This is a genomic window from Ruegeria sp. O5 (assembly GCF_056535105.1).
The window spans coordinates 12,713-33,754 of record NZ_JBQERN010000011.1 but is presented as its reverse complement, the minus strand read 5'-3'; the positions used below and the strand labels follow the sequence as shown (position 1 = coordinate 33,754).

Below are 21,042 nucleotides of genomic sequence, written 5' to 3'. Positions count from 1 at the left end.
GAGTTATGGCAGATCATCCAGCAACATCGGGTACAGCAAGTTTCCTGCCTGCGGCCCGGCCCCGAGGTAATCAACCCATTGATCGGTCGACTCGTTGTACCGCCGGTACCGTTCGATCTTGTCATATAGCCCGTTGACGATGGTTTGCTGCTCTGAAATCGGAAGGCGCACCCAATCATCTTCAGTGATAGTCATGATCTGAGACTTATAGGGCAAGTCAGACAGGTATTCGTCCAACGCTACAGCTTCGGCAAGGCTGGGGTCTGACTGGCGTGATACCTGATCAGGTCTGCGGCTCATGTCTGCGGCAACTCCAAGAACCTGTGCAAAGAACTGATCAGGGTTTACGACGTTCCGCTCGGCCTGGTCGACAATGATCCGCAATGCTTCTTCCAGGTTACTCAGATCCGCCTTCGAGATTTTCAATGAAATTACCCTTTGATATCAGAGATAAACTCTCACTCGCAAATGATATTTTTACCTTCCTTGGGCACCTCGGTGCCGGAGTTGGCGCATTTCTTGCGTTTCTCGGTATTACTTCCAATTTGACGAACAATACGTCCAGTATTGTGTTCAATGCTCAGGTTTCTTCACTGTCTTTACCTGTCCGCCTGACATTATTAGTTTTAGTCGCTGCGGCATTGGGATGGGGATTGGGTGCACTTGTCGGAAAGCTAAGTCAGCAAAGAAATGAGTCTCTTGGCTTTGCAGCTTATGTCGTCGCGCTTTTGTGGGGCGGCCTTATGGTGGGGGCCGCTGACTGGCTTTCTATTGCGCCCCACCAACAGGTCTTGCCGGAAATCCTGTTATTCACTGTCGCAGGAACGGGTCTTGCCCTGTGGGTCGCTGGATTCCATTTTCAAAGCGCCGGTGCAGGTGGGAGGCGAGCACTGCGGGTCAGGTGCGACGCGCTGTTCCTATTCTCGATCGGCGCGGCCCTTTTTATGGTGCTTACTTTGTTGGGGGCACGGACATGAAGCTCGGTGGACCTCTGGATTCAAAAAACGCCGCGCGCCTGCTGAGCGCCGCCGCTGTCCTAGATTTTATGTTTCTGGGTTTTGTATTGGTCACTTTGGAACCTGTGTTGCGTCAGGAACTACGGTTGGGAAATACCGGTCTGGCCTTACCGGTAGGGCTCTATCTGATCCTGGTCCTTAGCTACTGGTTGATCTGCGAAGGTTTTCTTGGTGGGCACAGCCTGGGACGATATGCCTTACGTCTGAATATGCGCGACAAACGCGGCAATCCGGTATCTCATATGCGGCGTTCTACCCGCGCGTTGAAAAAGGTCATGTCGTTTGGCTTAACCGGAGCAAATCCAAATGTCGCATCCCGATATGACAGGGCAGCCGATGTGACATGGTACAGCCCGATGGCTCCCCGCGCCTTGGCCTTTTGGCAACTGGTTGTTCTGAACGGCCCGGATCGCGGCAAGTTTTTCGAATTTCGGAATGTTAAAGGCTTGTCTAACACACATCAGATCAAAATCGGGCGTGACAAGAACTGGGCTGATCTTGCGCTTTCTCGCAGCGAAAGAACTTCGGGTCAGCATTGTGTTTTACGCGTAGAAAAAACGGGCGATCTTTTTATTCGTGATATGGGCTCAACGAACGGAACCTGGACAGGTGGACGGCGTGTCGGTCCTGAAAAATGGGTACCGTTGGCCGCGGATGGTCGGTTCCGTGTAGGAAATGTCCAGATTGCCACGGTCAGGTGACCAGTTCCAACGTACCGCGGGTTTTAGCATAGTTTGTTAGCTACAAATGCACGGCAGGTATTTCGGCTGGTTAATTCCCTAAATTTGATTTTGGAATTGGTTAATCACTCAGGATTCCACGGTCATCAATTGCGATCCGGTTGCGACAAGACCTCGGTACAGGTTTCGGGCGGATCACCCTGACGTCATGGTAAATTTGTTTGACATTTGACTACCGATATCTCATATTTCTGTCATGACAGAAACAACTGACTTATCCGAATCCTCGGCCCGTTCACAATTCATCCTCTATTGGGGTGATATGGGCAGCCAGTGGGGCGTGAACCGATCCGTAGCGCAGATACATGCGCTTTTGTACCTCAGCACTTCGCCCATGAATGCCGAAGAAATCGCAAACGAACTTGGCATCGCCCGGTCAAATGTTTCAAACTCGCTGAAAGAGCTGGCCGGATGGCGTTTGATCCACCGCGTGCCCGTCCCCGGTGATCGTCGCGAGCACTTCGCAGCCGAAACCGATGTCTGGAACATGGCCCTTCTGATTGCAAAAGGCCGCAAAGAGCGCGAGATCGACCCCGCGATGCGGGCGTTGGACATCTGCGTGCAACAAGCCTCGGACGAGGCTGATCTGTCCCCTGTCGTATTGGAGAGAATGCAAAATATGCAACAGTTCCTGGCTACGGCCGACCAATGGTCCGAGCAAATGCTGTCGGTCCCCAAGTCCAAGCTTTCGGCTCTTATGAAGATGGGCGACAAGATCTTCACGCTTCTCAAGATCGGGAGCAAGAAAGGCAAGTCGTAAAAAAATTTTGAGAAAATATTTCTCTTCATACAGAAATAACAGCAACTACAGCATATGGTGTGATATGAAACTGAGCAATTTCTCTCCGCATGTTATGGACATGTCCGATCAAAGGTTTCGCAACTTGGTTGGCCCAGCAGCTTGGGCCGCCCTGCCCCATCAGGTCCGGGCGCGGTTTGGTCATTGCCTAGCGAACGGCGCCAGCGTGGTCTATCAGGGCAAAGTTGTAGCAATGCGGCTGACGCTGGCCGGGCAATTGCTGGCGCATCTGGCCCGTCTGATCGGCGGCCCCCTACCCTTTGATACATCCAGCGTGGATCAGCCCGCGATTGTCACCGTGACCGAGGATAGTTCCGTTAACGGACAGTTCTGGATCCGCCAGTATGGGCGCGACGGAGGGTTTCCTCAAGTTATCCACAGCTCAAAACGGTTCTCTGGACCGACCGGGATCGAAGAATACATCGGCGCCGGTATCGGTATCGCATTACGCGTTCAAGCAGACCGCACCGGTCTCCGCTTTCTCAGCGATCATTACTTCGTTCAATTGGGTGATAGGAAACTGCGCCTCCCGCGCTGGATTCGCCCTGGCGTTCTGACCATCAGTCACACCGATCTTGGCGACGCGCGGTTTCTGTTTTCCCTAAGCCTTCATAGCCGCCTGTTCGGAGAGTTGATCCACCAGGACGCCATTTTTCACGACAGAAAGGATCCGACATGACTGACCCCCTGCTTTGGACATTGATTGCCCTTCAGATCTCGATGGGTGCATTCGACACGCTGGTGCACCATGAAGGCACCGAGCGGCTGGCCTGGCGCCCTTCGCAACAGACCGAACTGCGCCTGCATGGGGTCAGGAACGCGTTCTACGCCGTCATCTTCCTGTGCCTTGGATGGTTCGAACCCCACGGCACGTTTACCATTGCTCTGACCATAATCCTGGGCCTTGAGGTCCTGATTACCCTTTGGGATTTCGTTGAAGAGGACCTAACCCGCCGTCTCCCCGCCACGGAACGGGTCAATCACACTTTGCTGGCGCTGAATTATGGTGCGATCCTCGCGCTGGCTGCCCCATACCTTTGGACGTGGTCTGCCCTGCCGTCAGCGATGGTACCCGTCCATCACGGCGGTTGGAGCATCATGGCGACCCTTGCCGCGATTGGTGTGGCGCTGTTCAGCGCGCGCGATTTGGTGGCGGCCGCACGCAGCACGCGGTTGAATGCTGTCAACTCGGCCTCTCTGGTCGCGCAACTCGCGCCCCGACAACATCTGCTGATCACGGGTGGCACCGGTTTCATCGGGCAACGTCTGGTCGAAGCGCTGGTTGCTGGCGGCCACCACGTCACCGTCCTGACCCGCAATCTGCAAAAGGTCGACGCTTTGACCCATCCGGTACGCCTGATCGCCTCACTCAAGCAAATTGACAACACAGAGCGTTTTGACGCCATCGTCAATCTGGCGGGTGAGCCGGTGGCAAACGCGCATTGGACGCCTCGGAAACGCGCGCGCATCCTGGAGTCTCGGGTCAAGATGACGAAAGATTTGGTCGCACTGACCCGCAGGCTGGATCAAAAACCATCTTGTCTGATCACCGGCTCAGCCGTGGGCTGGTATGGGCTGCGGCAAGACGAGACCCTCACCGAAGACGACACGCACTGCCCCGCCTTCATCCATGAGGTGTGCGACACATGGGAGCGCGCCGCTGCGCCAGTCGTGGATATGGGCGTCCGGGTTGTGCAACTGCGTATCGGTCTGGTGCTGGGGGTTGAAGGCGGCATGCTGGCCCGAATGCTGACACCTTTCGAGTTTGGCGCCGGGTGTCAGCTGGGGAACGGACAACAGTGGATGCCCTGGATCGAACGGGATGATCTGATCCGCGTCATCGCATTCGCCATGTCGCATCCGGATATCAACGGCCCGCTCAACGCCGCTGCTCCAAACCCGGTGCGCAACGCAGAGTTCACACAGGCTTTGGCAAGCGCATTGAACCGCCCTGCCCTGATACGTCTGCCTGCTTGGCTGATCACAAACGTCGCAGGGGATATGGGACGTGAAACGATACTGGGTGGCCAGCGTGTCATTCCGGCAAAACTGCTACGCAGCGGGTTCCGTTTCAATAGCCCCGAGCTGGCCCCCGCCCTTGCCAGGATCACGGGCGCTCGGGCCGCCTCAAACAGCGTCAGCTCTGAGAAACGTCGCGCCTGACCTGCGCCAGCTGCGCAACGCCGGGATCCAGACAAATCCCGGTGTTGCACGAGGCAAGGGTTGGTCGTGTTACGGCTTGGCTTGCTTGTTGGTGCACAGACCCAGAAGCGCATAGATCGGACAGAACTTCATGAATGCTGTCACCACAAACACAGCCCCAAGCCAACCCCAGGGGCCGATAGTACCGGTCAGTGCCAGAAGGAGCAGCACACCACCGAGGATCAGGCGCAGAATCCGGTCGACAGAACCAACATTTGACGTGAATTGCATGGTCGAATCTCCTTGATTGTCTGGCCCAAGATTCACTGTTTTCCAAGTCGTGTTATGTGACGAGGTCACACAACCCCCGTTCTTGCATGGTGGTGCAGGGCTGGGCGGTCCTGCAGATAAATCACACCTCGCTCAAGCCTGACCCACCCGCGATGTTCAAAATCCTTGAGAATACGGGACATGACTTCGCGTGCGCTGCCCAGTTCGGCCGCAATGCGCTGGTGCGTGATGCGGATATCGCTCGAAGGTGCGCCCTGATCCAAAAGCCACTGCGCCAATTTCAGGTCCATCCGGTTAAGTAGAAGATCATCGATAACCTCGGACAGCTCAACAATGCGTTGTGAAAACGCCATGAAGACCGCGCCCCGAAACTCGGCATCTGTAGCCAGCAACGTGTTGAACTTGTCCCGCCCGATGGCCAGCGCCGTCACCGGCCCCTCGGCATAACCGAACCCTGAATAGGGGATGTCCGACAACATGCACGAGGTCGTCATAACGCAACTGTCGTACGGGCCAACCCGATAAAGAACAACGGTGCGTCCCGACGGGCTGGTTTGTTCCACCCGGACGATGCCCGAACGGACGATCAAAAACATCTCACCGTAAGCGCCCGGTGCAAACAGTTGGGATCCGTCTGGTATAGTCAGATTACTTCCTGCGGACTTGAGCCGGTCGAGAATGGCCTGGCTCCAGTTCTGTTGGGTCACCGCTTTACCTCCGTCTCACACTCACTCCCGGATTTTTAGCCTTGGGGACCTCGCGAGCAAACCCAATTTGCCTGTGACAAACCCACCCGCGCGGAACCAAAGTTGACAATTCTACTACGGTCTTAATAGCGGCGGCATCAGTGGAGATGGCGACTCTATTGGCCTGCCAGTTGGGCAAAGTGCTGAAATGGACGGAGTCCAGGGGAGGTCTGCCCTTAGCGGATCATGTTTTTCTGTTTAATGGTCGTCAGGGCAAATGCGGTTGAAGCAACGGATTTGATTGCCAGCATGGGTCTGGATCCTCTGTCGCTAAAACGCCGTTTTATTCGGTAGGCACGGATTTGAAACAGAATCGAAACGAAGCGCTTCACGATGCGTTCGCGCCTACGGGTTGATTGATGAGTGCTTTCGGCTTGGTTGTTCAAGCCTTTGTGCGAGATGCGTCCATGCATCTCGCCTTCGCAGTTTACACAAATGGAAGTGGTAAAAAGTTACCGTGTCAGGTCACGTCAAATCGTCGACACGTGCGTCAGGTGCGTTCCGTTTGACGGAATCGATCCCGTTATCCCGCCCTGAAGTGCTGGTATAGCTCTCGCTGGTGCCGATCACCTGACCGTTGCTGGCCTTCAAGTTGAACATATGACCGCCGGACTTGGTTTCCTTGCGCTCGTACCGGCTGTCATCCGGCGCGTTCTTCTTGACTGACTCGATCCCGTTCGTGGCACTCGCCTTTTGAACATATCCTTCACTGGCCAGAATGATTTCACCATTCCCTGCTTTCAGACGAAATCGAAATTCACCAGCCTTGTCTTTATATATCTCGAACTTCCCGGCCATTTGACGCCTACTCCTCTGTTCTACTTTCGATTTTTTCAAATACATTCCTATAATTAAACATTCGTCTCAAGAAAAAAGATGAGGCGAGCAATCTACCCAGAGCAAGATACCCCCAAAGTCACAGGTAAGATCGAAATGGATGATCTGATGCTGGCTTCGGTTCCATTCGTTACACCTCGCCAGAACTGGCAGGATGCGAGCAAACCCGTCCTTTACCAAGGGACCTCAGCAGCCACCTAGCGATCAGCTTCAGCCATCCGCGTTCTCCATCCCCCATGCCGCCAGCAGTTTCGGCAACGCTACGTTCCAGTCCATCACGCCGACGGTTTCCGCCCAAGCCTGGTATTGATGGATCATGTCTTTCTCAAGGGCGGCGTTGCGGCCCGCTAGGTCGGTCAACTCGGTACGGTCGGCCTCGATATCGTAAAGCTCCCAGGGGCGGTCATGCAGTCGAACCAGCTTGAACTGGCCCAACCGGATGGCGGCATTGCCCTCGTGCTCCCAGAAGATCGGCTGCTCGCGCTGCCAGTCCTTGCCCTTCATTAGACCTAGCAGAGATTCCCCTTGCAACGGTTGGATATCATGACCGCCCACCTCTGTCTGATAGGCGCCTCCGGTGGCTTCCAGGATGGTCGGCAGAATATCGACCACATGGCAAGCTGCATGAGCTGTGCCGCGCGGTTCGAACCCATTTGGCCAATGGGCCACCAGTGGCGTGGAGATACCGCCCTCGTGGACATAATGCTTGTAAAGCCGGAACGGCGCATTGGAGACATTGGCCCACGGTTTGTCATAGCTCTGGAAGGTTTGGGCATCGCCGGGGCGCAGATCGGTCACATTGCCCATGGTGATCTGCCTGCCGTCATGGGTGCGGTCGGGATAGAACTTGGCCCAGCCGTCCTCGGCCATGAACTCGGCGCAGCCGCCGTTGTCTGACAGGAACAGGATCAGCGTGTTGTCGAACTGACCGAGCCGTTTCAGGGCCGCAACCAGCGTGCCGATCGACTGATCCATTCGGTCCACCATCGCCGCGTAGGTGGCCATCTTGCTGGCCTCCCAGTCCCGGTTCTGTTCCTGCTCCCAACCATGTACAGTGCTGTCGCGGGGCGAGATGTCCCAGCCGCGCTGGAACACACCCTGACCGTTCATGGTTTCATGGCGCGCGGTGCGAATATGGTCCCAGCCTTTTGAATAGACCCCATCGTATTTTGCGATGTCCTCGGGGTGGGCGTGCAACGGCCAGTGCGGCGCTGTGTGGGCTAGGTAAAGGAAGAAGGGTTTTTCTTCCGCCACAGCGCCTTCGATCATACCAATAGCCTTTTGGGTGATGGCGTCGGTGAAGTAGAAGTCATCGGGGAAGGTTTCGACCCGACTGTCATCCTCCAGCATGTAATGCGGCGAAAAGAAATGTGTGGCCCCATCCATGATCCCGTAAAACCGGTCAAAGCCGCGTTGGCGCGGGGTTGGGTGTTCGACGTCGCCAACCCGCCAACTGTCCACCTTACGGGCTTCAAAATCACCCGCCACATGCCACTTCCCCGACATCAGCGCGGCATAACCGCTAGCGCGCAGATGCTCGGCAATCGTGGCACTGTCATTGCGCAGGAAGCCCTGATAGGCAGGGGTGCCCAGATTGGCGCCCATGTGGCCAACGCCTGCATTATGCGGATAAAGCCCGGTCAGAAGCGAAGCACGGGTGGGGCAGCAGCGGGCGCAGTTGTACATCGCCGACAGCATAACGCCGCCCCGCGCAAGGGCGTCGATGTTGGGGGTCTGGATTTCAGAACCGGTGCAGCCAAGATCGGCAAATCCCATGTCGTCCGCAAGGATCAGGATGACATTGGGCCGGCTGGTTGCTGCCTGTGAGTTGAGGTGGGTCATTGCGATACTTTCGCTAAGGTCAGGCCGCAGCAGCGGGCGCGAGGGGCACGCCCTCAACAGTGACACGATGCATCAGGCGGCGGAAGCCGTGATAATCATTGATCGCCTTATGCCAGGTGGCGCGGTTGTCCCACATGGTAATGTCACCGGCCTGCCAGCGCACACGGCATTGGAACTCGGGTTGCTGGCAATGGGCATAGAGCATGGCCAGAAGCGCCTCAGACTCAGCCGGGGCCAAACCCTCGATACGGGTTGTGAAGACCGGGTTCACAAAAAGGCCACGCCGTCGGCTCAGGGGATGCGTGATAACGACCGGATGCCGGGCGTCCTGGATTGCGGCCTCTGCATTGCCCAGACGTCCTGACTTTACTGCCTCGCTATCCATTACGGCAGCGCCGAACACATGCCGCGAGGAATGCACGGCCGTCAGCTCGCCGAGAAACCGGCGCATCGGGGCCGAAAGCGCCTCGTAGGCGGCCCCCATTGAGACAAACAGCGTATCGCCGCCGTAAGGCGGCATTTCGATCGCATGCAAAATCGAGCCCATCGCCGGTTCCTGATCGTAGGAATGATCGGTATGCCAACCTTCTCCAACGGCTTCTTTCTGGTTCTTCTCTTTCAGCACCATGGCGATCTCGGGGTGCCCTTTGACCGGCTTGAAGAACCGGTTCACGTTGACCGGCCCGAAACGGCGGGCAAAGGCGAGGTGATCTTCCGGGCCCACATCCTGCCCCCTCAGCACAATCACCGAGTATTTGGCAAATGCGCGCTGAATGGCGTCAAAATCTGCATCGCTGCGGACATCCGCACCCAGAATTTCGGCACCCAGCCCCCCCGTCAGAGGAAGAATCTCCATGTGAGTCTCCTGTTTGTCCCAAAAGCAGCATAGGGCTTGTCAAAAGGTCGGTAAAACTGATTTAATACACCTCAAAAGTCAGTTTTTTAGATGATTAATTTCACCCTTCGCCAACTCGCCTACCTGTCAGAAACCGCCCGGCGGGGCGGTATTGCCCAGGCTGCTCGGCAATTGAATGTTTCTCCCGCCGCGATTGCCTCAGCGGTGGACAAACTGGAGGCGACCACCGGCCTGACCCTGTTCGACCGCTTTCCGGCGCAAGGTATGCGGCTGACGCCTGCGGGAAAGGAGTTTTTCGCCCAGGCTGAGGCGCTGCTGGCGCAGGCCGCGGCGCTGGACAGGCAGGCCGAGAACCTGGCGTCAGGACGCACTGGCAGGATCCACATCGGCACTCATCACGCACTGGCACAGCGCATCGTCCTGCCTGCGGTGCTTGCCTTCCGCGAAAGCTACCCAGACGTTCGTGTCGAGGTGAAGGAAGCGGATTATCCGACCTTGGTGGACGTACTGGATGGTGGCGAAGTGGATGCGCTGGTGGTTTTTGACCAGGGGTTCGATCTCAAGCGGCATGAGGCAGAAGTGCTGCTGGAGCTGCCGCCCCTGGTTCTGCTGTCAGGCGAACACCCTTTGGCAGCAAAAGCCCGGATCAGCCTGTCCGACCTGATCGGACTGCCCTATATCGCTGTATCACCAGCCGGGCCCGGCCCTAGCTATCTTCAACTGCTGCAGGCCGCAGGCGTTCACCCCGAAGTGCCATTCCAATCCCAATCACGCGAGCTTGTTCAGGCCTACGTCGGCAAGGGGTTCGGCTTCACCCTGGCAGGCTTCCCGCCCAAGCAGGATCGCACGATTGAAGGCGACCCCATCGTTGCGCGACCGCTCGAGGAAAGCATCGGACACTACAGGGTGGTGATTGCCCGCTCTCGCCAAACAGTGCAGACAGCGTTGATTGACCGGTTTCTAGAGATTTGCAGGTCGCCGATCTCTGTGCCTAGCCTTGCAGGTAAACCGTTGAATGAAAAAGCCAGTACATCTCGTTAGCGAAACCTGAAACAAGGCAGTTGATGCTGCCGTGCGGGTCATGGAACCTGCGGTTCGCTGCATGAGCAAACTCCTACTCTGCCCGAGCTCGGGAATATCGGGACTTTTGCCTGGCGTCGCATTGAGAACAGACACGCATTTGGCGACAGTTCTTCATGATGAGATGACCTCAGCTGATTCCACACCTCAATCCACGGATCGCACCCTTGCGGGCGTTGCACTGATGCTTGGATTTTGCCTGACTGCTCCCTTGCTCGATGTAGCTGCCAAGCTCGCATCGGCCAGTGTGCCGGTTGGGCAGATAACGGCCGCTCGCTTTGTATTGCAATGTGCGTTGATGGGACCGTTTGTCTGGAAAATGGGACTGTCATTGCGTGTCGCGAGCGGTGAATTGATGGTACTTGTATTCCGCTCAATACTTTTGCTGTTCGCGACTTTTTGTTTCATTACGGCTATCCGAGTGATGCCGCTTGCTGATGCCCTTGCCATCGTGTTTGTGGCACCGTTCATTGTCTTGCTGGTCGGCAAGTTTTACCTTGGTGAAGATGTCGGTCCTCGTCGCGTCGGGGCAGCTCTTGTAGGGTTTGTCGGCGTATTGTTCGTCATCCAACCCAGCTTCGCGGCTTTCGGCGCAGTGGCAATTATTCCTCTCGGTACGGCTGTTGCTTTCGCTTTCTACATTCTTGTGACGCGGGGCTTGTCGCGACGGATGCACCCGGTGGCTCTGCAATTTCACACTGGCCTGGTTGCCAGTCTGTTTTGCATTCCAATCTTATTGGTTGCGCAAGGTTCTGGTTCCGAACTTTTCGATCCCGTTTGGCCGAAAGACATTGCACTGTTGTGGCTTCTTGGGACCGGTTTTTTTGCGACGGTAAGCCACATGATGATGACTTATGCGCTGTCATTTGCCCCGTCTGCCACATTGGCTCCTTTGCAGTATTTTGAGCTGCCGGTAGCAACCTTGTTTGGCTACCTTGTCTTCAATGACTTTCCGAACAGGCTTAGCCTGCTTGGCATTGCCATCATCATCGGTGCAGGTCTGTACATGATACATCGCGAAAGAGTTACTGCCAGACAGTTGATCACAGCGCGCGCAGCACCTCCAATCTAAGATTGCACGTGATTGCAACCTTGTGCAGACCTTGATGGATCGAGCGGCCCCTGCCAGGTTCCCTTCTGTGCTCAAAGGGTGTTCCACCATTGGATTTCCTGGTCGGGTCGCCTTTTCATACAGCAATGTCGGAAGCAGTGAATTCTTACGCATAGCTTCCCAAGTATAGTGCTTTCGACAACCAAACTCATCAGGTGTTGAAACTGACCAGCGGAGCCGACCCTGGACAGTTTTCAAACAGCAGATTTGGCCGAAGGGGCACGAAAGTGGCGCACCTACTCGATTCGTTTCAATTGAAACACCTGACTTTGCGCAACCGCATCGTCAGCACGTCCCATGCGCCGAATTTTGTTGAAGATGGCCATCCCCGGGACCGCTACAGGTTGTATCACGAGGAAAAGGCAAAGGGCGGGGTTGCCCTGACCATGGTCGGTGGGTCGACCAATATCGCCCCTGATAGCCCATCGGTGTTCGGCCAGCTTTATACCGGTGATGACAGCGTCATTCCATGGTTTCGGAAACTAACGGATGGCGTTCACGAACATGGTGCCGCGATCATGTGTCAGATCACTCATATGGGGCGCCGCACTGCATGGGATGATGGCCATTGGCTGCCTGTCATAGCTCCGTCCAGTATCCGCGAACGTGCACACCGTTCCTTTCCCAAGGCCATGGAACAAGAAGACATCAACCGCGTGATTGACGATTTCGCAGCCGCTGCGCGTCGCTGTCAGCAGGGAGGATTCGACGGGATCGAGCTCCTGTCCCACTCACACCTTCTGGGGCAATTCCTGTCCCCGCTGACAAACAAGCGCGACGATGACTATGGTGGAACGCTGGAGAACCGCATGCGCCTGACCTTGCAGGTGCTCGACGCCGTGCGCGCCGAAGTCTGCGCTGATTTCATCCTGTCGATGCGCGTCACCGGCGATGAGCTGAATGAAGGTGGGCTGAGCGCTGAAGAATGCATTGCCGCATCCAGGATGCTTGAGAATTCCGGCCATGTCGACCTGCTCAACATCCTTGCCGGCGCGCCTTACGATGATCTTGGCTTGGCCGAATGGGTGCGCCCTATGGGCCTACCAGCGGCGCCGCATGTTTCTATAGCCGGGCGCATCCGTGACGCTGTCGATTTACCGATCCTGCACGCGGGAGGGATTGCGGATATTGCCACGGCCCGCCACGCGGTCTCCGGCGGCCATGTCGATCTGGTGGGCATGACCCGCGCACAGATGGCAGATCCCTATCTGGTAGAAAAACTCGCGCGGGGGGAAGAAGAACGCATCCGCCCCTGTGTCGGCTTGGGCTACTGCGTGGACCGGGTCAATCAGGGCAAACCTGCCGTTTGCGGACATAATGCCGCCACGGGGCGTGAGCAGACCTTGCCTCATATCATCGCCTACAGCGACACCCGAAAGAAAGTTGTTGTCGTCGGCGGCGGGCCCGGCGGACTGGAGGCCGCACGGGTCTGCGCCCTGCGCGGTCACGAAGTCGAGCTGTTCGAGGCATCGGATCGGCTGGGCGGGCAGTTGGTTCTGGCCTCTAAAGGGAAAACGCGCAGACAGGTCTGGGGCGTAGCTGACTGGTTGATTTCCGAAGTGACTTTGCTTGGGATCGATATCCGCTTGAACACCTATGCCGAAGCTGATGACGTGATATCCGAAGCCCCCGATTTGGTGATCGTTGCAACAGGCGGCTGGCCCGAAACCACAGTTATCCCCGGCGGCGACCTGGCAATTTCCAGTTGGGACGTGTTGTCGGGCGAGGCACGTGTCTCGGGCGAGGTGCTGTTGTTCGATGAAGTCGGCGACCACCCTGCGGCTGTAACTGCCGACGCGCTGGCGGGCAATGGTTGCAGTGTAAATCTTGTAACCCCGGACCGGGCACTTCTGCATGACCTTGGCCCAACGACCTCTGCCGTCGCCTTACGCGATCTGGCCGCCAATGGAGTTACCTTCACCTGCCTGCAAGAGCTTACCTCCCTGGTGCGCGAAGATGATGGAGTTCGCGCCAGCCTGCGTCATGTGTTGACGGGGGATGTCACTGAACGTCTTGTTGATCACGTAGTCGTAGAACATGGCCTGTCCCCAATGGACGGACTTTTTCACGATCTCAAACCAAGCTCGCGGAACCACGGGCAGGTTGAACACAAGGCGCTTATTGGTGGGACATTTCCATTCGTTGACACCAATCTAAGCGGCCGTTTCCATTTGGCCCGAATTGGCGACGCAGTTACAAGCCGAAATATACACGCCGCAATTCTCGATGCATTGCGGATATGTGTAACTGTCTGAAAGAAATTTCACTTCTTTGCTGACCAATGGAGGAAGCCAAGACGCTTTATCAGGCGGCGCAACAACCGTTTAGCGGCCCGTTTGTCCCGCCTGGGTTGGAGTATTTCGTTCAGCACGATGCCATGCAGATCGACCGCGCGCCAAAGCCAATACCTGCGACCAGCGATTTTCACGACAACTTCATCGAGATGCCAGACATCACCAGGACGGTCCTGACTTAGTCGCAAGTTTCGAGCCATCATCGGTCCGAACTTGATCACCCAACGCCGGACAGTCTCGTAAGAAACGTCGATCCCGCGCGCTAGCAGCATCTCTTCAACTTCGCGAAGGCTCAAATTGAAGCGGAAATACAGCCACACAGCCTGGGTAATGATCTGAGGAGGAAATCGGTGACGCTTGTAGCTGATGGACGATGAATTCATCGATGCGATCTATGTCCAAATCCAGACACGAGCAACCGATCTCGGGTTAACCTGACAACACCCCTGTCATTCTGCCCCCAGTCGGAACAGACGCCATCTAGGCATCGGTAACGCCTTGACAATTTAAGTTAACATTTTTTTTGAATCGTTACCACTGTTTGTTAACAATTTATATCGTCAAGGGAGATCACATGGAAATTCTAGTTGTAAACCCCAACTCTACTGAATCGATGACACGCAAGATCATCACGTCCGCCCAGGCGGCCGCGAGTGCCGGTGTCGTGATCAGAGGCGCTACCGCGCAAGGCGCACCGGCGAGTATCGAAGGGCATTTCGACGAAGCGATGTCAGTTCCCGGCCTTCTGTCCTGCGTGCAAGCCGCAGAAGACCAGCAGGTCGATGGCATTGTCGTTGCTTGTTTAGATGATCCCGGTATCGGCGCTTGCCGCGAGATCGCGACGGGCCCTGTCATCGGAATCTGCGAAGCTGCGGTGAAGGCGGCGAGCATGCTTGCCACCTCGTTCTCGGTCGTCACCACTTTGCCGCGGTCAGTGCCCATCATCGAACACATGATCCATGGCTATGGCCTGTCGCATCAATGCCGGCGGGTTCGGTCAGCAGAGATCCCTGTTTTGGCCTTGGAAGAGCCCGGCTCGAACGCGCGCGAAAAGATCCGCGAGGAAATCCTGCGCGCGATTGAGGAAGATCGTTGCGAAGCAATTGTTCTGGGATGTGCGGGGATGGCCGATTTGACCGCGTGGCTCAGCGAAGAGACCGGCATTCCTGTGATCGATGGCGTGAGCGTGGCAACCCGCATGATCGAAGCGCTGGTCGGTTGCGGCCTAAAGACCAGCAAAATCAATGCCTACGCCCGGCCAAAACTAAAATAACCTGTCATCGGAGGAGAAAATGACAATCAAATCAGACACGGCCGACACGGTCGCTATGTCGCACGACGATCACGTAACCCATATCGAACACAAGGCGATCGGGGAAGAGAGCCTGGCACCGCAAGAGACGCGGATCATGGACCCGTGGTCCTATCTTTTCGCGTGGCTTGGCGGATGTGTTTCCATCGGAACATTTACTATCGGGTCGGGCTTAGTCGGTACGCTGAACCTCCTGCAGACCTTTGTCGCTATCGCCATCGGCTGCACGGTGATCGGGCTCGCGCTAATGATCAACGGTCAGGCCGGTCACAAATATGGCATTCCGTTCATGGTACAGGCCCGGTCCGCCTTTGGCTTTGCGGGCACTCGGATTCCGGCGCTGGTGCGTTCGGTTCCCGCTATCGTCTGGTTCGGGTTCCAGAGTTGGATCGGCGCGGGCGCACTCAACCTCGTGTCGGAAACGCTCCTCGGTTATTCGAACATGTGGGCGTTCTTTATCGGCTTCCAGTTCCTTCAGATCGGTCTTTCGGTGCTTGGGTTTCACGGGATCAAGTGGCTCGAGAATATCGGATCGATCTTCATCATCGCGTCGCTGATCTACATGTTCTTTAGCGTCATCAACAAATACGGCGAAGAAATCTCGACCAATCTGGTAAATGTCGAGGGCACCTGGGGTGCACCGTTCTGGGGGGCAACCATGCTCTTCCTTGGGATCTACAGTACGATGATGCTGAACGTATCGGACTATTCGCGCGAATTGCGTCGGAGCGTTGGGCCGCTAAGGCAGGTCGCGATCTATGCCAATTCGATCCTGCCGGCGACACTTTTTATGGGCCTCATTGGGCTGATGGTGTCCGGTGCTACCGGTGAAGTTGATCCAATCAAGGTGTTTTCGAGCGCTGTCGACAACAAGCTGCTGCTGGTCGTAACGCTCCTGTTCATTGCTTTTGCTCAGGTCACAACGAACATCCTGAACAACGTCGTCCCTCCCGCCTATGCGCTGATGGATGTCTTCAAGATCAAATTCAAAACCTCTGCAGTGATCGTCGGCTTGCTCGCCTTCTGCACTTTCCCGTGGGAACTTGTAAAAGATGAGTCCGCGGCAGGCCTGAGCATTTTCATTCAGACCTACTCGGCTTTCCTAGGTCCCATCTTCGCGATCCTTGTCGTCGATTACTTCGTGCTGCGCAAACAGACGCTTGATCTTGACAAGCTCTATGATCCGGAAGGCCCCTATAACGGCGTGAACTGGGCTGCCGTGATCGCCATGGGTGTCGGAGTTGTCGCGGCCCTGATCTTTTCGGGGATCTCCTGGTACGCAAGTCTGATCCCGGCGGGTCTGACCTACTACGTGCTGATGCACCACCTGCCGAGCGCGAAAAGGTTTCTCGACGCATAGTCGATGACCCATCCGCCAAAAGAAGGCTCGCGTCATTGCGGGCCTTCTTTCTTAGGCATTTACTGCTCGCCGCCATCAAAAAACAGTCACGTACTGGGTAGCTAATAAGCGCCTTGGCCTAAACGACGCGCCCGGCCCTAGGCTGCCGTTGGCTGCCTGTTGGTGATGCTGCGACGCATCCCGTCGTATCTGCCATTCGCTGCGAGAGAGAAAACTTGGACGCTAAGAACGCACATACTTCAGCGTTATTGCAATTTGACATTATCTCACGTGCTTCGTTGAGAATAACTAACCAACAAAAAAGTTCAGACACATAACAACGAAGACTGCGCCGCGACGGAGCTGTTGATATCTGCTCGAACACGGATGAGCATTGAAACAAGAAACTGGGCGCGTCTGAACGCGCCCAGTTTCGTCAAGTCGCGACGTGAGATACCTCTTTGTCCGGTGAGTATATGTCTAAGATGTTCCAATGTCCCGTCGTTGGTGTTGGGTTGTTGATCATTGGGACATCAAGAACGGTTGGTTTGCCGCTGGCGATTGCCGCTTCCAATGCGGGCAACAATTCATCAGCAGCACAGAGCCTGTGCCCTTCTGCACCATAAGCTCTTGCAATATCCGCATAACCCGGTCCGTTTGCAGGAGCTGCGGCTGATCCAGGGAACGTGGTCCCGTATGTCAGACCGTAATGCGCCTTTTGAAGGCCCGCGATAGTGCCGAAGGCGTTGTTGTTCATAACCAGCCAGATGATGCCCAGATCAAGCTCGACCGCGGTTGCCAGCATCGACGGGTTCTGACCGAACCCCCCATCGCCAACAAGACTTATCACCACACGGTCAGGGGCTGCCAGTTTTGCGCCGATCGCTCCCGGAGGGCCAAAGCCCATCGTCGCGAATCCACCCGGGGTCAGGATTGAACCGGGTGCCAGGATATCAAATTGTTGTCCGACGCCGTTCTTGTTCCATCCCACGTCCGTAGTGATAATGGCATCCTCGGGCAGTGCCTTGCGGGTATCTGCCAAAATACGTTCGGGCATCATCGGAAAGGACGACGAGGTCGCCATGTCCACGTTGCGCGCTTTGAAGTTCGTTCGGAAGTCGGTGATCTTCTGTTCCAGCGCGGGGCGTTTGAAGCCCTCAGGATACATCTCGCGGGCAACTCGGTTGACGACGCGCAAAGCGGCCTTGGCGTCAGCAACGACTCCGATCTCGGTGGGATAGTTCCGTCCAATCTCTTGCGGTTCAATGTCGATATGGATGACCTTTGAGCCAGGAATGTTGAACGTGTAACCAGGATACCAGCTGGAGCAATCGGCCTCTTTGAACCGGGTTCCGACAGCAAAGATGTAATCCGCATTCAGGCAAGACTGGTTGACCAGCTCGGTGCCCCAAAACCCGGTCATTCCCAGCACAAGCGGATGGTCGTCGCGCAGTGCGCCTTTACCCATCAAAGAATGCGCGACTGGTAGGCCCATGTGCTCCACAAAGGCGCGTAATTCCTCGCTGGCCTGTGCCAGTAGAATACCACCACCGACATAAGCGACCGGACTTTGAGCCTGCGCCAACGCTTCGACAATCTCTCGCGCTGTTTCATCGTCAATCGACGGTTTTTTGAGCGCGCGCGTGTTGTCGCGGATACGGTCGAAACTGTCCGAGGGGATCACCTCGGAGAAGATGTCCATCGGCACGTTGACCAGCACTGGCCCGGGCTGGCCGCTTTCGGCCAGATGAAACGCCTTTTCCAGAATTTCGGCCATCAGGTCTGCCCGATCGACCCGCCAGGCGCGTTTGACAAAGGGACGATAGATCTCCCACTGGGCGGCGTCTGCATGGAGGTTCACTTCCTGATGTGGATGTTTACCGTAGTAGTGCGTTGGAATGTCGCCCGCGATCACGACCATCGGGATACAGTCCAGTGCGGCGTTGGCGACCCCGGTTGCACAATTGGTCAGCCCCGGGGAGAGATGGGACAGCACCACCGAGGCCTTGCCCGTCACGCGGGCATATGCGTCCGCTGCGTGGCTGGCGATTTGTTCGTGCCGTACGGTGACGAAATCGATGGGGCTTTCCGCCAACGCGGCCAGAACCGCAATGTTCGTGTGCCCGCACAGGCCAAATACATGCTTGACCTCGCGACGTTCGAGAAAGTCGACGATGTGTTCGGCAACGGTTTTGCCTTCCAGTTTCGCTCCGTCCATCACGCGACCTCCTGTCCGTAGAACTCACCGAACAGGTCCGGCTCCGAGGGGCGATCCTCGGGGATGGGACGGCTGACCCAGGTGTAGTTCATCATGTGTTTCATGGTGACATTTTCATTGGTAATGTTGCCGCCCCAGATGCCGCAACCTAGGCTGCTGGTCATAGGCATGCCATTGGTCCAGGCACCCGCATTGGCCTTGGACTGAGGCTGTCGCACCATCATGCGGCTGACCGGAGCCAGGCGCGCCAACCGGTCGATGTGATCGTCATTGTGGCTGTAGATGCCGCAGGAATGGCCCTTGCCTCCGGTGTTGTAAATCTGGCTGACCGTTTCCAGCGCGTCATCGAAAGTGTCAAAGTGATATAGCGCCATCAGCGTGGTCAGTTTTTCCTTCGAGAACTTGTGCTGCGGCCCGATTTGCCCCTGATTTTCAACCATCAGGAACTTGCGATCTTCGGGGATCGAGAAACCGGCGACCTTGGCCGTTTGCTGAGGCGGACAGGCGATAGTCGGGAAGGTACGGTTTCCTTTCTCATCCCACATGGCAGCTTCGAGCATGGCCTTCTCTTTGGTCGAACACAGGTATCCACCTTCGGCCTCAAGCGCCTTGACCATATCGTCGTAAACCGAGCGCTGGATGATGATGTTACCGTCGGCCGAACAACCCGAACCAAAGTCAGACGTCTTGGAAATTCGTGTGTTCTGAGCGGCGATGTCCAGGTCGGCAGTCTCATCGATGACGATGGATGAATTGCCCGCGCCGACGCCAAAGGCCGGGCGCCCTGAACTGTACGCCGCTTTGACCATGGGCTTGCCGCCCGTTGCCAGCGTCAGATCACAGATCTCCATCAAATGTTGCGTCAATGGGATCGACGGTTTGCGAATGGATTGAAACAGATCCTCGGGGGCATCAGCGGCACGGCAGGCCGCTCGCATGACCTCGACCATCTCGAAGGTGGTATGAGCGGTTCGCGGATGCGGACTGAAGATAACAGCATTCCGGGCGTTGGCGGCGGAAACACCGGTCACCGGTGGTGTCATCGCTGGATTGGTCATCGGAATCAAAGATGCGATCACACCGGCAGGCTTGGCATATTTTACCAGACCCTTTTCTTCGTCTACTTCGACGATCCCGGTCGATGGTGTCCGCAAGACGTCACGCAACACCATGTGAATCTTAAATCGCTTGGCAGGACGCCCTTCGCGATCTCCGATACCGCTTTCGTCCACGCCTTGCTGGGCCAGACTCGTGAAGGTTTTCTCGTTCCCCGCATACCATGCAATGGCCTGAGACAGGCGGTCCAACCTGCCCTGATCCCAATCCTCGATCTCGGCCATGGCAGCGCGGGCGCGTGCCAGCATATCGGCCGCCATGTTGCGGTCGTTTTCAGTGAGCTCTTTGCCCATGATGATCCTCTTGGTGTTTTGGAATTGCAGCATCGGGCATACGACGCTGTGACCGCGCCTCGCCGAATGTTCGCTTGGCGTGGCTGAGACAGCGACGCGCGTGTTCTTCATATCCCAACTCGGCCACGCGGCTTTGGTTGGGCAGTTCGATGGAATAGTCGACGGGTGGCATCCGTTCGATGATGCCTGTGAAATCGATCCATCCCTCACCGGGATATAGCCGCGCATCGCGGGCCAGTTGGATCATGCCCTCACGCGTATCGGCGATGCCGGGCAGGCAATCAGAGATATGCAGGAAGTGAAACAGGTCCGAGGGAACGTGCAACAGCTCACCAAGATCTACGCGGCTGAGGTGCAGGTAGAGCGTATCGACCAGAATACCGCCGTTGGGCTGATCAGAGGCGCGGACAATGTCCAGTGCTTCATCCAGCGTGCGCAAGCGGGAGAAGCTCGGGAACTCCAAGTCCACCGTTAATCCGTAGGGCGCTGCCAGTTCGCAGGTTTCGGAATAGACGTCGATCAGAAAGTCACGATCATCGCGGGTGTTTGTCCACGCGCTCATAATCATGCGTTTGGCGCTCAACTCCCCGCCAATCTCAAGAGAAGGCTCAAAACTGCGTGGATCGACATCTTCGGTGATGCGTGCAAGCTCGACATCAAGGACCTTCAATCCGGTGGTAGAGAGAGCCGTTTTGGTGGCCTGCACCTGTGCCTTGTCGATTGGGGATTGAGTGAATTCGCCGGGCACATGCATCGGAATGAATCGGGGGCTGACGGCATCGTAACCGGCCCGTGCGGCGATATAGACCAACTCGGGCGGCGTACAGCCAATCAGCGTCAGATGCGCCAAGGAGTAGAGAGAGGGGCTTGCGCCAGCCTCTTCGGGTTTCACCATGAACGACAGCTCCACGTGTCTGCGAATCTAAAATTCATCACACGTAGTCAAAAATATCTGTTATTTTTTAAAATATCAACTTTAATACTGAACAGGAAATGAAAACGCCCGGGCA

At 56.3% G+C, this 21,042-nt stretch carries 20 protein-coding genes and 1 pseudogene; 11 read left to right on the top strand and 10 right to left on the bottom strand.

Annotated features, from left to right (window positions below):
• Positions 1–3 precede the first annotated feature (3 nt).
• Complete coding sequence (locus tag ACR0M3_RS14010) at positions 4–426, bottom strand: hypothetical protein (RefSeq protein ID WP_480773840.1); 423 nt, start codon at positions 424–426, stop codon at positions 4–6.
• On the opposite strand from ACR0M3_RS14010, the gene ACR0M3_RS14005 reads away from it, so the two are divergent.
• From ACR0M3_RS14005 to ACR0M3_RS13985, 5 genes are all read left to right on the top strand, one after another.
• Positions 426–977 carry a hypothetical protein gene (locus ACR0M3_RS14005; protein ID WP_480773841.1) on the top strand — a complete coding sequence of 184 codons (552 nt, stop codon included), beginning with the start codon at positions 426–428 and terminating at the stop codon, positions 975–977. The genes ACR0M3_RS14010 and ACR0M3_RS14005 overlap by 1 nt on opposite strands.
• The gene (locus ACR0M3_RS14000) at positions 974–1,717 is read left to right on the top strand and encodes an FHA domain-containing protein (protein WP_480911371.1); all 744 of its coding nucleotides are present in this window, start codon (positions 974–976) and stop codon (positions 1,715–1,717) included. The genes ACR0M3_RS14005 and ACR0M3_RS14000 overlap by 4 nt, the downstream gene beginning before the upstream one ends.
• 235 nt (positions 1,718–1,952) lie before the next feature.
• Positions 1,953–2,516, top strand: a complete 564-nt coding sequence (locus ACR0M3_RS13995) for a GbsR/MarR family transcriptional regulator (RefSeq protein ID WP_480911369.1) — start codon at positions 1,953–1,955, stop codon at positions 2,514–2,516.
• Between the two features lie 64 nt (positions 2,517–2,580).
• On the top strand, positions 2,581–3,234 hold the full coding sequence (locus ACR0M3_RS13990; RefSeq protein WP_480911367.1) for a DUF4166 domain-containing protein: 654 nt from the start codon (positions 2,581–2,583) through the stop codon (positions 3,232–3,234).
• Positions 3,231–4,718 carry a TIGR01777 family oxidoreductase gene (locus tag ACR0M3_RS13985; RefSeq protein WP_480911365.1) on the top strand — a complete coding sequence of 496 codons (1,488 nt, stop codon included), beginning with the start codon at positions 3,231–3,233 and terminating at the stop codon, positions 4,716–4,718. The genes ACR0M3_RS13990 and ACR0M3_RS13985 overlap by 4 nt, the downstream gene beginning before the upstream one ends.
• A gap of 69 nt (positions 4,719–4,787) precedes the next feature.
• Here the strand turns inward: ACR0M3_RS13985 and ACR0M3_RS13980 are convergent, their stop codons facing one another.
• The 3 genes from ACR0M3_RS13980 to ACR0M3_RS13970 all read right to left on the bottom strand — a co-directional run bounded on the left by ACR0M3_RS13980 (position 4,788) and on the right by ACR0M3_RS13970 (position 6,532).
• The gene (locus ACR0M3_RS13980; protein ID WP_480871235.1) at positions 4,788–4,988 is read right to left on the bottom strand and encodes a YgaP family membrane protein; all 201 of its coding nucleotides are present in this window, start codon (positions 4,986–4,988) and stop codon (positions 4,788–4,790) included.
• Positions 4,989–5,053: 65 nt separating this feature from the next.
• Positions 5,054–5,695, bottom strand: a complete 642-nt coding sequence (locus tag ACR0M3_RS13975) for a Crp/Fnr family transcriptional regulator (protein ID WP_480911363.1) — start codon at positions 5,693–5,695, stop codon at positions 5,054–5,056.
• 504 nt (positions 5,696–6,199) lie between these two features.
• Positions 6,200–6,532 (bottom strand): YegP family protein, encoded by a 333-nt coding sequence (locus ACR0M3_RS13970; protein WP_480539187.1) that lies wholly within the window; start codon positions 6,530–6,532, stop codon positions 6,200–6,202.
• Between the two features lie 78 nt (positions 6,533–6,610).
• Between ACR0M3_RS13970 and ACR0M3_RS13965 the strand changes: the two genes are divergently transcribed.
• Positions 6,611–6,772 (top strand): hypothetical protein, encoded by a 162-nt coding sequence (locus ACR0M3_RS13965; RefSeq protein WP_480539185.1) that lies wholly within the window; start codon positions 6,611–6,613, stop codon positions 6,770–6,772.
• Between the two features lie 9 nt (positions 6,773–6,781).
• On the opposite strand, the gene ACR0M3_RS13960 is transcribed toward ACR0M3_RS13965, so the two are convergent.
• Both ACR0M3_RS13960 and ACR0M3_RS13955 read right to left on the bottom strand, forming a co-directional pair.
• Positions 6,782–8,413, bottom strand: a complete 1,632-nt coding sequence (locus ACR0M3_RS13960) for an arylsulfatase (protein ID WP_480911362.1) — start codon at positions 8,411–8,413, stop codon at positions 6,782–6,784.
• A 19-nt stretch (positions 8,414–8,432) separates the two neighbouring features.
• Positions 8,433–9,269, bottom strand: a complete 837-nt coding sequence (locus ACR0M3_RS13955) for a TauD/TfdA dioxygenase family protein (protein ID WP_480483563.1) — start codon at positions 9,267–9,269, stop codon at positions 8,433–8,435.
• A 90-nt stretch (positions 9,270–9,359) separates the two neighbouring features.
• Between ACR0M3_RS13955 and ACR0M3_RS13950 the strand changes: the two genes are divergently transcribed.
• The 3 genes from ACR0M3_RS13950 to ACR0M3_RS13940 all read left to right on the top strand — a co-directional run bounded on the left by ACR0M3_RS13950 (position 9,360) and on the right by ACR0M3_RS13940 (position 13,715).
• Positions 9,360–10,310, top strand: a complete 951-nt coding sequence (locus tag ACR0M3_RS13950; protein ID WP_480911360.1) for a LysR family transcriptional regulator — start codon at positions 9,360–9,362, stop codon at positions 10,308–10,310.
• A gap of 163 nt (positions 10,311–10,473) precedes the next feature.
• A complete protein-coding gene (locus ACR0M3_RS13945) occupies positions 10,474–11,421 on the top strand; it encodes a DMT family transporter (RefSeq protein WP_480483617.1) in 948 nt (315 codons plus the stop codon).
• A gap of 266 nt (positions 11,422–11,687) precedes the next feature.
• Positions 11,688–13,715 carry an oxidoreductase gene (locus ACR0M3_RS13940; RefSeq protein ID WP_480911358.1) on the top strand — a complete coding sequence of 676 codons (2,028 nt, stop codon included), beginning with the start codon at positions 11,688–11,690 and terminating at the stop codon, positions 13,713–13,715.
• Between the two features lie 35 nt (positions 13,716–13,750).
• Here ACR0M3_RS13940 and ACR0M3_RS13935 read toward each other — a convergent pair.
• A pseudogene (locus ACR0M3_RS13935) lies at positions 13,751–14,137 on the bottom strand (IS6 family transposase); the annotation flags it as partial.
• A gap of 191 nt (positions 14,138–14,328) precedes the next feature.
• On the opposite strand from ACR0M3_RS13935, the gene ACR0M3_RS13930 reads away from it, so the two are divergent.
• Positions 14,329–15,027 (top strand): aspartate/glutamate racemase family protein, encoded by a 699-nt coding sequence (locus tag ACR0M3_RS13930; RefSeq protein ID WP_480558996.1) that lies wholly within the window; start codon positions 14,329–14,331, stop codon positions 15,025–15,027.
• A 19-nt stretch (positions 15,028–15,046) separates the two neighbouring features.
• Positions 15,047–16,426 carry an NCS1 family transporter gene (locus tag ACR0M3_RS13925; protein ID WP_480483567.1) on the top strand — a complete coding sequence of 460 codons (1,380 nt, stop codon included), beginning with the start codon at positions 15,047–15,049 and terminating at the stop codon, positions 16,424–16,426.
• A gap of 415 nt (positions 16,427–16,841) precedes the next feature.
• Here the strand turns inward: ACR0M3_RS13925 and ACR0M3_RS13920 are convergent, their stop codons facing one another.
• From ACR0M3_RS13920 to ACR0M3_RS13910, 3 genes are read right to left on the bottom strand one after another with little or no spacing between them, the layout of a single operon-like run.
• On the bottom strand, positions 16,842–18,623 hold the full coding sequence (locus tag ACR0M3_RS13920; RefSeq protein ID WP_480911356.1) for a thiamine pyrophosphate-binding protein: 1,782 nt from the start codon (positions 18,621–18,623) through the stop codon (positions 16,842–16,844).
• Positions 18,623–20,032, bottom strand: coding sequence for an aldehyde dehydrogenase family protein (locus tag ACR0M3_RS13915; protein WP_480911355.1), 1,410 nt, complete (start codon positions 20,030–20,032; stop codon positions 18,623–18,625). Before ACR0M3_RS13915 ends, ACR0M3_RS13920 begins: the two co-directional genes overlap by 1 nt.
• On the bottom strand, positions 20,013–20,927 hold the full coding sequence (locus ACR0M3_RS13910; RefSeq protein WP_480911353.1) for a sugar phosphate isomerase/epimerase family protein: 915 nt from the start codon (positions 20,925–20,927) through the stop codon (positions 20,013–20,015). Before ACR0M3_RS13910 ends, ACR0M3_RS13915 begins: the two co-directional genes overlap by 20 nt.
• Positions 20,928–21,042: the final 115 nt, after the last annotated feature.

What these genes read in the sequence shown, in the direction of transcription:
- ACR0M3_RS14005 (WP_480773841.1), top strand. Translation starts at nt 426, where the DNA reads ATGAAATTACCCTTTGATATCAGAGATAAACTCTCACTCGCAAATGAT.
- ACR0M3_RS14000 (WP_480911371.1), top strand. Translation starts at nt 974, where the DNA reads ATGAAGCTCGGTGGACCTCTGGATTCAAAAAACGCCGCGCGCCTGCTG.
- ACR0M3_RS13995 (WP_480911369.1), top strand. Translation starts at nt 1,953, where the DNA reads ATGACAGAAACAACTGACTTATCCGAATCCTCGGCCCGTTCACAATTC.
- ACR0M3_RS13990 (WP_480911367.1), top strand. Translation starts at nt 2,581, where the DNA reads ATGAAACTGAGCAATTTCTCTCCGCATGTTATGGACATGTCCGATCAA.
- ACR0M3_RS13985 (WP_480911365.1), top strand. Translation starts at nt 3,231, where the DNA reads ATGACTGACCCCCTGCTTTGGACATTGATTGCCCTTCAGATCTCGATG.
- ACR0M3_RS13980 (WP_480871235.1), bottom strand. Translation starts at nt 4,988, where the DNA reads ATGCAATTCACGTCAAATGTTGGTTCTGTCGACCGGATTCTGCGCCTG.
- ACR0M3_RS13970 (WP_480539187.1), bottom strand. Translation starts at nt 6,532, where the DNA reads ATGGCCGGGAAGTTCGAGATATATAAAGACAAGGCTGGTGAATTTCGA.
- ACR0M3_RS13965 (WP_480539185.1), top strand. Translation starts at nt 6,611, where the DNA reads ATGAGGCGAGCAATCTACCCAGAGCAAGATACCCCCAAAGTCACAGGT.
- ACR0M3_RS13960 (WP_480911362.1), bottom strand. Translation starts at nt 8,413, where the DNA reads ATGACCCACCTCAACTCACAGGCAGCAACCAGCCGGCCCAATGTCATC.
- ACR0M3_RS13955 (WP_480483563.1), bottom strand. Translation starts at nt 9,269, where the DNA reads ATGGAGATTCTTCCTCTGACGGGGGGGCTGGGTGCCGAAATTCTGGGT.
- ACR0M3_RS13950 (WP_480911360.1), top strand. Translation starts at nt 9,360, where the DNA reads ATGATTAATTTCACCCTTCGCCAACTCGCCTACCTGTCAGAAACCGCC.
- ACR0M3_RS13945 (WP_480483617.1), top strand. Translation starts at nt 10,474, where the DNA reads ATGACCTCAGCTGATTCCACACCTCAATCCACGGATCGCACCCTTGCG.
- ACR0M3_RS13930 (WP_480558996.1), top strand. Translation starts at nt 14,329, where the DNA reads ATGGAAATTCTAGTTGTAAACCCCAACTCTACTGAATCGATGACACGC.
- ACR0M3_RS13925 (WP_480483567.1), top strand. Translation starts at nt 15,047, where the DNA reads ATGACAATCAAATCAGACACGGCCGACACGGTCGCTATGTCGCACGAC.
- ACR0M3_RS13920 (WP_480911356.1), bottom strand. Translation starts at nt 18,623, where the DNA reads ATGGACGGAGCGAAACTGGAAGGCAAAACCGTTGCCGAACACATCGTC.
- ACR0M3_RS13915 (WP_480911355.1), bottom strand. Translation starts at nt 20,032, where the DNA reads ATGGGCAAAGAGCTCACTGAAAACGACCGCAACATGGCGGCCGATATG.
- ACR0M3_RS13910 (WP_480911353.1), bottom strand. Translation starts at nt 20,927, where the DNA reads ATGGTGAAACCCGAAGAGGCTGGCGCAAGCCCCTCTCTCTACTCCTTG.